This window comes from Candidatus Polarisedimenticolia bacterium (genome assembly GCA_035764505.1).
Classification (GTDB): Bacteria; Acidobacteriota; Polarisedimenticolia; order Gp22-AA2; family AA152; genus AA152.
On the sequence record DASTZC010000097.1, the window covers coordinates 1 to 10,473 of the forward strand.

Sequence of the window (10,473 nt, forward strand, 5' to 3'; positions counted from 1 at the left end):
CAAGCAATACAGTCGCCAGTGCTGCTTCGATTCGCATGGGGACCTCCGATGCGCCTAACGCATGGCCGTTAACCTGCGGGCGCGTTCTTTGCGACCGTCAGGTTCAAGGTTAACCAGCGCCCTAACGGAAAATTCGCCCAACCGAATCCGACGCTTCTGTCGGGTCATAAGCATTCGGCAACTCCTGGATCTTCTGAGTTCCACGTCGAAGCTTCCTATCAAGCGTAACGATGTGCAGTCTGTTCTTTGGGATGTCGAAGAAGTCCATCAGGTACTTCCCTGTTGCCAACAGAATGAGGTCAGGAAGCTGAACTTCGATCGATTGCTTCATAAGCATTTCATAAAAGCGATCCACTGCAATGATGATGTCCCGACTGGTCGAAATGTCGTGAAAGCGAACTCGGCGCGCTTGTGCTTTGAGCATTCGCGCCGGAAGGCTGATGTCCTTCACCATCTTCTGCCTTGCTCCGCGGAAGGACGCAGTGGACTTGAACCAGCGTTCCGTGTAGTACTTCTTGGCAAGAACCTTGTACGCTTCAGCAATGCACACATCAGGCACGTAGACCCTGGCCTTGTTGGCGTTGAGTTGCGCATGGATCTCGTCCCACCATTCTCGACAGGCAGTGAGACGCTTTTGGTCCCCCACGGATGGAGCGATAGCGATGGGAATGTAATTGTTGACCAAGAAGCAAGCATCGACCAAGTAGTAATTGCGCCTTCCGTTACCAGGAACCCGATCAATCTTCCTAATCTTGGCCACGAACTGAGACTACCTCTCTTGTCTGGCTAACGCCGGCCATCACCCGCGGGCCGGGCGGCGCGCCGGTTGCCGCATCTCGCAGGCGGCGTGACGCGCGAGACCATCTGGTGCATGGCCATGTTAGGTGGCATCGTCACAATAGCACTCAGTCGACCGAAAAAGGGGAGGTGACGAGCGTGAGAGGCGGATCGTGCGCCCGCATAGCCTCTTCGCTTCGCCACGTGTCAACGCGAAGCCGGACCATCTGGCCCGGCTTGAAAACATAGTCCCGTTTGAGAAACGCGGCTCTGAATGTGGCACTGGCCCCCGGCTCAACCTTCAAGACTCTTGCCCGCTCGAGGGGGATGCCATCAGGGATACCGGCACGGTAACTAAGCGAGGCGGGCACCCACTTCGACCCGGACTGAACTTCGATGTGGAAAGCGAGCCAGCAGAGGTGCTCTTCGCCACCTACATCGCATATCGGGACGACAACTCCCTGCGGGCCGGCAACGATTCTTTGGTCTACTACGACCAGATTCCGTGTAAAGACGAGTTCCACGCGCGGTGCCGTGCCCTCTGACGATGCCGCGAGGGCTAGACTAATAGCCCCCACGGCGCAGGCCCAGAGATTGATGCTGCGTTTCATGCTCAAGCCAATCTAACGCTGCGGTTCAGGCGCGGCGTGCGGGAGCCGTCGTTTCCTGACAGGCGAGCGCGTCCCGCACGCCGTCGCCTGTAAGCGCGGGTTAGGTTCCATCGAGTGACTTCTCGTATTCTCGCCACCAGGTACGGAGCTCTTCACTATTCAGCTCCATTCGCGTGGAGTTCAAGCCAGGTGGATATTGTCCACGTCGAAACCCTTCGATCAGGAAAGCCGCCTCCTGGCCTACGGTTGATAGACCGGATTCATAATATGAAGAGGCTTCCATTGCGACGGATCCACAAGGGTCCTTCGAATCAAGCAGGGCCAGTAATTCCGGCACATCGGTCGCCTTTAACCATCCGCGGTGCAATCCACGCACAGAATAGTCGTGTTGGCTTCTTAGCAGTTTCAGGAAGTCGAGTGGGCCGCGGTCCTGCCATTCAAATGTGTCCCCAGAATCCCTTACGTCACTCCCTGCGAGCGGTTGACCAAGCCCATCAACGACCTCGTGGGCACGAGAGGCATGTTTGGAATGCTGGCACCCGGTCAAAACCACGAGGACTACTAGAGCCCACCAAAGCCTGAATGAGTACAAACATTTCTCCTGGAACCTAACTAGATTTTGTGCCGATCTGTGTTATTCGATATCATTGCGAGGCCCGTCACTACTAAAGGAATTATGCTGCAATAGGATCTCGGTGAGAAGGCCCCGTGGCTCAACTAAATAGAACCCCCGCGGATTCGAGCCCGCAGTCCAAAAACCCAAGATACGCTGACCTGCCATAAAAGATAGTGCTGCGAATCCACCCACGTGACTGTCGGCTTCTGGACGTGGGGCCCTAAGAGCCGCCCCAGTTCAGCTGCCAGGCGGCGCCGTAGAGGCGGAAGTCCTCGCCGACGCGAGTCCAGACTCCGTCGCTGGCGTAAAGCTTGATCGAATTGCGCCGGTTCACCCGCAGTGCGACCGTCAACCCGTAGCGCCAGTTGCTCAGCTGGTCGTCGCTTTCCACGCCGTCGAGAGTTGTGCGGCCGCCGGTGTAATAGGTGGCGTCAAAGGACGTCCAGGCGCCTTTTGGAAAACGGAAGACGACATGGCCCTGAGCCGAGTAGATCGGATCTTGGGAGCGGTGCTGCCCGCCGAAGAAGTCATCGTTGTCGGTGAACAAGGTCGCAGCCCCGATCCCTTCCAGAATCCAGGGGCCCAGCGCCTTGGAGACGCCGAACTCCGGCCTGAAGGACCAGCGGTTCGTTCCGAGGTTGACCAGCCGGTCGGGATCGTACTGGCCCAGAGGAGCGGTCACCATCAGGCTCACCCCCACCACCATGTCCTGCTTGTAGTCCTTGAACTCCGGCGCGCGCAGCGCCGGGGCACCGTGCAGATTGACCATGAAGCGGAATCCCGGGTCGCCGAAGCCGTTGACGTCGCGCGACCGCACCAGGCCGGTCGTTCCCTCGGTCGCTTCGCCGGAGAGCCAGGCGTAAGGGGCCAGCACCTGAAACTGTCCCGACTTCCCTCCCACATCCAGCGCGCGCGCATAGCCGAGGAATGGGGCATGGATCTTCAGGCTGGCGTCCTCGAGCGGGATGGAAGGATCGAGGAGCACGCCGCCCGACGAATAGACATAGCCGATAAGGATGAAGTTCAACCCGACGGGCGCATTGGAGAAGAGGCGCGGCTCGATCGACTGGGCGCGCGCCGGTACCCACGATGCGAGCAAGGCCGCTGTCGCAACCGCCGCCGTCCGGACCCACCGGCGCTGCAGCTTCGCTGCCGAGCGATCCCTCATGACGTCCATCCCGCCGAGGGCGGCGCCTCGTCCCAGGCGCGGCAGACCTCGGCCCCGAAGAGGAAGATCCAGGAGCTGTAGTAGACCCACAGCAGGAAGATGATGACGCTGCCCGCGGCGCCGTACAGGGACGCGAGGGCGCTGCGGGTGATGATCACACCAATCACCTCGCTGGCCAGGTTCAAAAGGATGGTTGCCGGCAGCACCCCCGCCAGGACCGCGATCCAGCTCGGCCGCGGGCGGACCGAGGGAACGTACCGGAATGCCATGCCGAGGACCCCGGCGATCATCAGGAAGGTGGCGAGCCGCGTCCAGAGCATCCAGGCGGCCTCCCCGGCGGCGCCCGAGCGCTGCAGGATCGGCCAAACGACCGAGCGCAGGACCGCCAGCGCCAGGACGACCAGGACCGCGGCGAGCGCAAGCACCGTCTCCCCCAGTGAGATGACGCGGTCGAGCAGGGCGCGGCGGAAGGTCTTCAAGCGGATTTCCCAGACGGCATCCAGAGCGGCGTGCAGCTGGGCGAAGAAGGAGGAGGCGAAGTAGAGCAGCAGCGCCACTCCCAGGAAGGTCCCCGTGGTGAGGCGCTCGGTGGGGGCGACCATCCCCAGCAGGGCCGTCACCATGTCCTCCGACCCACGGCCCGCGAAGCGGACGAGCGATTCGGCCACCGTGCGCCGGGCCTCTTCCTCCCCAAGAAGATGGCCGGCTATCGACAGCACGATCAGGAGGACGGGGGCCAGTGCCAGCAGGGCGCGAAAGGCCAGCGCCGACGCGAACAGCGAGATGCGCGGCGCGAGCCAGCGCGGCAGGGCCACGCGGACCACCGCGCGAAAACGCCTGATGGTAGGGATCTCGACGATCAGCCCCAAGCTGCGCGCGCCCCTCCGGGACCCGGTCGGCAATCCCGGGCCGTTGCGCGGCGTATCGTACCAATTTCGGGCTTTTGCCCCTACTCCCCCTTGCGCAAGGGACAGTTCCGCTGCCCGGCGCCGATCCCCGCCCGGGCCTTGGCTCCCAGGTCCTACGACCTGCTCATGGGCGAGCCGCGCCCCGCCCATTTGACGACACCGTGGTTCATGCGCGTGTGCTATGGTACCTGCGGTTGTACTGACGCCGAGTGCCATCCCGACGCTGACCTGTGACGATCCGCATCAGACCCATGCCCGCCGCCGCGACAGGAACCGATGGAGGGCACCCATGGACCCATGGATCCAGCGCATGTGCCGTCGGGAGTCGTTGCACCAGATGGTTCCGTGGGCACTCGTGGCCGTCTCCGGATTGGCCCTGATTCTCGCCAACGCCCGATACTTCATCAACTTCATTGGCGGCCCATTTCCTGTGAGCCCGGCCGATCTCGGTGCCGTGCCGGATCCGACGCAGTCGCTCAAGTACTTCGTCCGGGTCTCGGGGGATCATGCGGTCGACACGGGAATTCAAGAAATCACCGTTGAAACCCACGGTGGCGTCAAGATCCCCCGCGGCATTACCGCCAGCTACTATGCCTTGGACCTTGGAGGGAAACTCTTGATCGTCAAGAGCGTGTCGGGACAGCCGCTCATTGTCGAAGGGAAACTGGCCCACCTTCCCAGAAGCCTCGAGACGCAATTGTTCGCCACGGCGGAGGCGCGCTCGATGCGGGATCATGTCTATCCATTCTACTTGGATGCATCTGGCCATTTCCGGAGCGCGGGTTGGCTTGTCATCGTGCTTTGCCATGCCTTCGTGGGTCTCGCGGCATGGAAGGTGTTTCCTATCTGGCGCCGATGGCAGAATCCGGCCACTCATCCCGTCATGCAGCAGGCGGCTTCCTGGGGCGACCCAGCCCAGATATCGGCTGAGATCGAAAATGAGCTGCAAGCTGCTGGAGGCCTTCGCGCCTATCGCATCTTCACCCGCAGCTACATGATCGAGGCATCATTTTTCAGATTCAACGTGCTCAGATTCAGGGATCTTGTTTGGGCCTACAAGCGAGTGATCAAGAAGCGCGTGAACTTCGTCCCGAGTGGAACGGACTACCATGCCTTGTTCATCTGCTACGGAGGCAGCACCGTTGCCCAGGGCTCTGAAAAGATGATACATGAGCTGCTGCAGGCAGCGGCTCAGCGCGCACCGTGGGCGATCTTCGGCTACACCGAAGAGCTGGCAAAGGCCTTCAAAGAACACCCGCGCGATTTCTGCGCGGCCGTCGAGGAGCGTCGCAGAGAAGCCTGCTCCTCCTGAACCAACCTCGCACGTAGCTTCCTCCGCCCTCGTGCCAATCCTGTCTACTTGGCCGACCTCCCCTGCCCCAAAGGGCAGTTCCGCCTCCCCCCTCCTCCTCTTTATGCTGGGCGGTGAAAATGCAGCCATCCGGCGCGTGATCGCCTGTACGGCGCTGCGCGCCGGCCAGCCCGCGACGGGACGTCATGAGCCACGCAACCGGGACCGGGAAATACGAGGTCTTGCTGGCGCGGTGCCGGAGCCTCGAGCCCGTGCCCACCGCCGTGGCCCATCCCTGCGAGGCGTCGGCCCTCTCCGGCGCCGTCGAGGCGGCCCATCTCGGGCTTATCGTGCCGATCCTGGTGGGCCCGGCTGCCAGGATCGGCGCGACCGCACAAGCCGCCGGCGCCGACATCTCCAAGCTGCGCATCGTCGATACGCCCCACAGCCACGCTTCCGCCGAAGCCGCCGTGCGGCTGGTCCGCGAGGGTGAGGCGGAGCTCCTGATGAAGGGGAGCCTGCACACCGACGAGCTGATGGGCGCGGTGGTGTCGCGCGAGGCGGGGCTGCGCACCGAGCGGCGCATCAGCCACGTCTTCGTGATGGACGTGCCCACCTACCACAAGGTCCTGCTGGTCACCGACGGAGCCATCAACATCGCCCCCAACCTGGAGGACAAGGTCGACATCTGCCAGAACGCCATCGACCTGGCGCGCGCGCTGGGGCGCGAGCAGCCCAAGGTGGCGATCCTGGCGGCGGTCGAGACGGTCACCTCGAAGATGCCGGCCACCATCGACGCGGCGGCGCTGTGCAAGATGGCGGAGCGCGGCCAGATCACCGGCGGGCTCCTGGACGGGCCGCTGGCGTTCGACAACGCCATCAGCAAGGAGGCGGCGAAGACCAAGGGGATCCGCTCCGAGGTGGCGGGGGATCCCGACATCCTGCTGGCCCCCGATCTCGAATCCGGCAACATCCTGGCCAAGCAGCTCACTTTCCTGGCGAACGCCGACAGCGCCGGGCTGGTCCTCGGCGCCAAGGTGCCGATCATCCTGACGAGCCGCGCTGATTCGGTGCGCTCGCGCATCGCCAGCTGCGGCGTGGCGATGCTGGCGGCGCATGCGCGCCGGCAGGCCGCCGCGGAGAAATGACACGATGAGCCCAAAGCGCCACATGACCGTGGATGCCAACGAGGCGGCGGCTTCCGTCGCCTTCCGGCTGAGCGAGGTCATCGCCATCTACCCGATTACCCCCAGCTCGCCGATGGCCGAGCTGTGCGACGAGTGGGCCAGCCGCGGCAAGACCAATCTGTGGGGAGCCAAGCCGGAGATTGCCGAGATGCAGTCGGAAGGCGGGGCTGCCGGGGCGGTGCACGGCGCCCTGCAGGCGGGGGCGCTGGCCACCACCTTCACGGCATCGCAAGGGCTGCTCCTGATGATCCCCAATATGTACAAGATCGCCGGGGAGCTGACCTGCTTCACCATGCACGTCACCGCCCGCACGCTGGCCACCCATGCCCTGTCGATCTTCGGCGACCATTCCGATGTGATGGCCTGCCGCCAGATCGGCTTCGCGATGCTCTGCTCCAACTCGGTGCAGGAGGCGCACGACCTGGCGGCGGTGGCGCACGCCGCCACGCTGGAGTCGCGCGTGCCGTTCATGCACTTCTTCGACGGCTTCCGCACCAGCCACGAGGTGGCCAAGATCGAAGCGATCGAGGACGACGTCCTGCGAGCCCTGGCCCCGGAGGCCGCGATCCTCGGCCACCGCGCCCGGGCGCTGACCCCCGATCGGCCGGTGCTGCGCGGCACGGCGCAGAATCCCGACGTCTTCTTCCAGGCGCGCGAGGCGGCCAACTCCTTTTACGACGCCCTCCCCGGGATCGTCCAGAAGACGATGGACGCCTTCGCCAAGGCGACGGGCCGCCACTACGGCCTGTTCGACTATATCGGGCACCCCGCGGCGGAGCGGGTCATCGTCCTGATGGGATCGGGCGCGGAGACGGTTCACGAGACAGTTGACGAGCTGACGGGCAAAGGCGAGAAGGTCGGTGTCCTCAAGGTCCGGCTGTATCGTCCGTTCTCGCGCACCGCGTTCCTGGCGGCGCTGCCGAAGAGCGTGCGGGCGCTGGCGGTGCTGGATCGCACCAAGGAGCCCGGGGCCCTCGGGGATCCTCTCTACCTCGATGTGATGACGGCGCTGGGAGAAGCGCGCGCCGAAGGGGCGCTCCCCTTTGCGAAGGACCCGGTCGTCGTGGCCGGGCGCTACGGCCTCTCCTCGAAGGAGTTCACCCCGGCGATGGTGAAGGCGGTCTTCGACCAGCTCTCCGAGTCCTCGCCGCGGAGGCACTTCACCATCGGCATCGTCGACGACGTGACCCACACCTCGATCCCCTGGGACGAGTCGTTCCGCATCCAGCCGAAGGACGTCGGCAGCGCGCTGTTCTACGGGCTGGGCTCCGACGGCACGGTCGGGGCTAACAAGAACTCGATCAAGATCCTCGGAGAGGAGACCGACCGCTACGTGCAGGGCTACTTCGTCTACGACTCGAAGAAGTCGGGCGCCATCACCGTCTCGCACCTGCGCTCCAGCCCGCGGCCGATCCGCTCCGCGTATCTGGTGGAGCGCGCCGGCTTCGTCGCCTGCCACCAGTTCGAGTTCGTCGACAAGATCGACATGCTGGAGCACGCCGCCGAGGGAGCCGTCTTCCTTCTCAACGCGCCGGGGGATCCGGGGCGGGTCTGGGACGCCCTGCCGCGGGAAGTGCAGGATCAGATGATTGACAAGCGCATCCGCTTCCACGTCATCGACGCTTACGCCCTGGCGAAGAGCGCCGGGATGGGCGGGCGCATCAATACGATCATGCAGACCTGCTTCTTCGCGATCTCCGGAGTGCTCCCCAAAGATGAAGCGATCGCCCAGATCAAGAAGGCGATCGAGAAGTCGTATGGCAAGCGCGGCCCCGAGGTGGTGAAGCGCAATTGCGAAGTGGTGGACCAGGCGCTGGCCCACCTGCACGAGGTTCCGGTCCCAGGAGCGGCGACGGCGTCCCGGCGCCGGCCGCCCCTGGTGTCGGAGAAGGCGCCCGATTTCGTGCAGAAGGTCACCGCGGTGATGCTGGCCGGCAAAGGGGACCTGCTGCCGGTGAGCGCCTTCCCGGTGGACGGCACCTGGCCGACCGGCACCGCCAAGTGGGAGAAGCGCAACCTGGCGCTCGAGATCCCGGTGTGGGACACCAAGGTCTGCATCCAGTGCAACCAGTGCGCCCTGGTCTGCCCGCACGCCGCGATCCGCGCCAAGGTCTACGACAGCGGCGATCTGGCCGCGCCGCCGGTCACCTTCAAGTCGACGGCCTACCGGGGGACCGACTTCAAGGGGAAGCTCTACACCATCCAGGTGGCGCCGGAGGACTGCACCGGCTGCAATCTGTGCGTCAACGTCTGCCCCGCCAAGGACCGGACCAACCCGAAGCACAAGGCGATCAATATGGAGCAGCAGGCGCCGCTGCGCGACGCGGAGCGGGACAACTACGACTTCTTCCTGGCGCTGCCCGAGACGCAGCGAACCGAGGTGGCGCGGCTGGACCACAAAGGCTCACAGCTGCTGGAGCCGCTGTTCGAGTACTCCGGCGCATGCAATGGATGCGGAGAGACTCCCTACCTGAAGCTGCTCACGCAGCTGTTCGGGGACCGGCTGCTGATCGCGAATGCCACAGGCTGCTCCTCTATCTATGGCGGCAACCTGCCGACGACCCCGTACACCACCAACCGCGAAGGGCGCGGGCCGGCCTGGTCGAACTCGCTGTTCGAGGACAACGCGGAGTTCGGCCTCGGCTTCCGGCTGGCGCTCGACGCCCAGAAGGCCGCGGCGCGCTTCCTGGTGCAGCATCTCGCGGCCAAGCTCGGCGACACGCTGGTCAATGAGCTGCTCGAGGCCGATCAGGGCACCGAGGCGGGGATCCTGGCGCAGCGCGAGCGGGTGAAGGCGCTGCGCGCCGCCCTGGCCGGCCTCGATCTCCCCGAGGCGCGCCGGCTCGATTCTCTGGCCGACAGCCTGGTGAAGAAGAGCGTCTGGCTGGTGGGCGGTGACGGCTGGGCTTACGACATCGGCTTCGGCGGGCTCGATCACGTGCTGTCGGGGCGCTGGGACGTCAACGTCCTGGTCCTCGACACGGAGGTCTATTCGAACACCGGCGGCCAGCAATCCAAAGCGACGCCGCTGGGGGCCTCCGCCAAGTTCGCCGCCGCCGGCAAGCCGGTTGGCAAGAAAGACCTGGGGTTGCAGGCCACCATGTACGGCCACGTCTACGTGGCGCGCGTCGCCTTCGGGGCCAAGATGGCGCAGACCACCCAGGCGCTCCTCGAGGCCGAAGCCTATCCGGGGCCGTCGCTGATCATCGCCTACAGCCACTGCATCGCGCACGGCTACGACATGGCCCAGGGGGCGGCGCAGCAGAAGCTGGCGGTCGACTCGGGCGTGTGGCCGCTGTATCGCTTCGACCCGCGGCGCCTGGTCAAGGGGGAGCCGCCGCTGCATCTGGATTACGCCGCCCCGACGGCGAAGGTGGCCGACTACATGCGCAACGAGTCGCGCTTCCGGATGGTCGAGCGGGCCGATCCGAAGCGCTTCAAGCACTTCCTGGAGGAGGCGCAGAAGCAGGCGCGGCGGCGCTATTCCGTCTATCAGCAGCTGGCGGGAATCAGCGTGCCGCTGGACGAGCCGACAACCGAGGCCGCTGCGACGGTCACTGCGCCGGCTCCGGCCGCCGGCGTCGCGCAGCCACCCTCTCCCGCGGCGAGCGTGCCACCATCAGGCGCTCCGATTACCCCCGAAGGGACCAAGCCATGAACCTCGCCACGCGCTATCTGGGTCTGACGCTCCCCCATCCGCTGGTGGTCGGAGCCGGTCCGCTCACCGACGATGTCGAGAAGGTCCCCGAGCTGGAAGATGCCGGCGCCGCGGCCCTGGTCCTGCGCTCCCTGTACGAGGAGGACATCAAGGGCGAGCAGATGGACGACTTCTTCAACATCGAGAGCCACGGCGATTCTTTCGCCGAAGCTACTACCTACAATCCGGAGCAGGAGACGGCTCTCGGGCCCGACGAG

General features: G+C 64.7%; 7 protein-coding genes. 4 read left to right on the top strand and 3 right to left on the bottom strand.

From position 1 onward, the window contains the following. Positions 1-121 precede the first annotated feature (121 nt). From VFW45_06545 to VFW45_06555, 3 genes are all read right to left on the bottom strand, one after another. Positions 122-760: a hypothetical protein gene (locus VFW45_06545; protein HEU5180430.1), complete on the bottom strand. Its 639-nt coding sequence runs from the start codon at positions 758-760 to the stop codon at positions 122-124. 1,464 nt (positions 761-2,224) lie between these two features. Beyond that, complete coding sequence (locus VFW45_06550; protein HEU5180431.1) at positions 2,225-3,172, bottom strand: transporter; 948 nt, start codon at positions 3,170-3,172, stop codon at positions 2,225-2,227. Next, on the bottom strand, positions 3,169-4,041 hold the full coding sequence (locus tag VFW45_06555) for a YihY/virulence factor BrkB family protein (protein HEU5180432.1): 873 nt from the start codon (positions 4,039-4,041) through the stop codon (positions 3,169-3,171). Before VFW45_06555 ends, VFW45_06550 begins: the two co-directional genes overlap by 4 nt. Positions 4,042-4,369: 328 nt before the next feature. On the opposite strand from VFW45_06555, the gene VFW45_06560 reads away from it, so the two are divergent. From VFW45_06560 to VFW45_06575, 4 genes are all read left to right on the top strand, one after another. Beyond that, positions 4,370-5,392, top strand: coding sequence for a DUF6709 family protein (locus tag VFW45_06560; GenBank protein HEU5180433.1), 1,023 nt, complete (start codon positions 4,370-4,372; stop codon positions 5,390-5,392). Positions 5,393-5,577: 185 nt separating this feature from the next. Beyond that, the gene (locus VFW45_06565) at positions 5,578-6,519 is read left to right on the top strand and encodes a bifunctional enoyl-CoA hydratase/phosphate acetyltransferase (protein HEU5180434.1); all 942 of its coding nucleotides are present in this window, start codon (positions 5,578-5,580) and stop codon (positions 6,517-6,519) included. A gap of 4 nt (positions 6,520-6,523) precedes the next feature. Then, positions 6,524-10,216, top strand: a complete 3,693-nt coding sequence (gene nifJ, locus VFW45_06570; GenBank protein HEU5180435.1) for a pyruvate:ferredoxin (flavodoxin) oxidoreductase — start codon at positions 6,524-6,526, stop codon at positions 10,214-10,216. Next, positions 10,213-10,473: dihydroorotate dehydrogenase-like protein (locus tag VFW45_06575; protein ID HEU5180436.1), on the top strand; the 261-nt coding region annotated here is incomplete at its 3' end. The genes nifJ and VFW45_06575, both read left to right, overlap by 4 nt.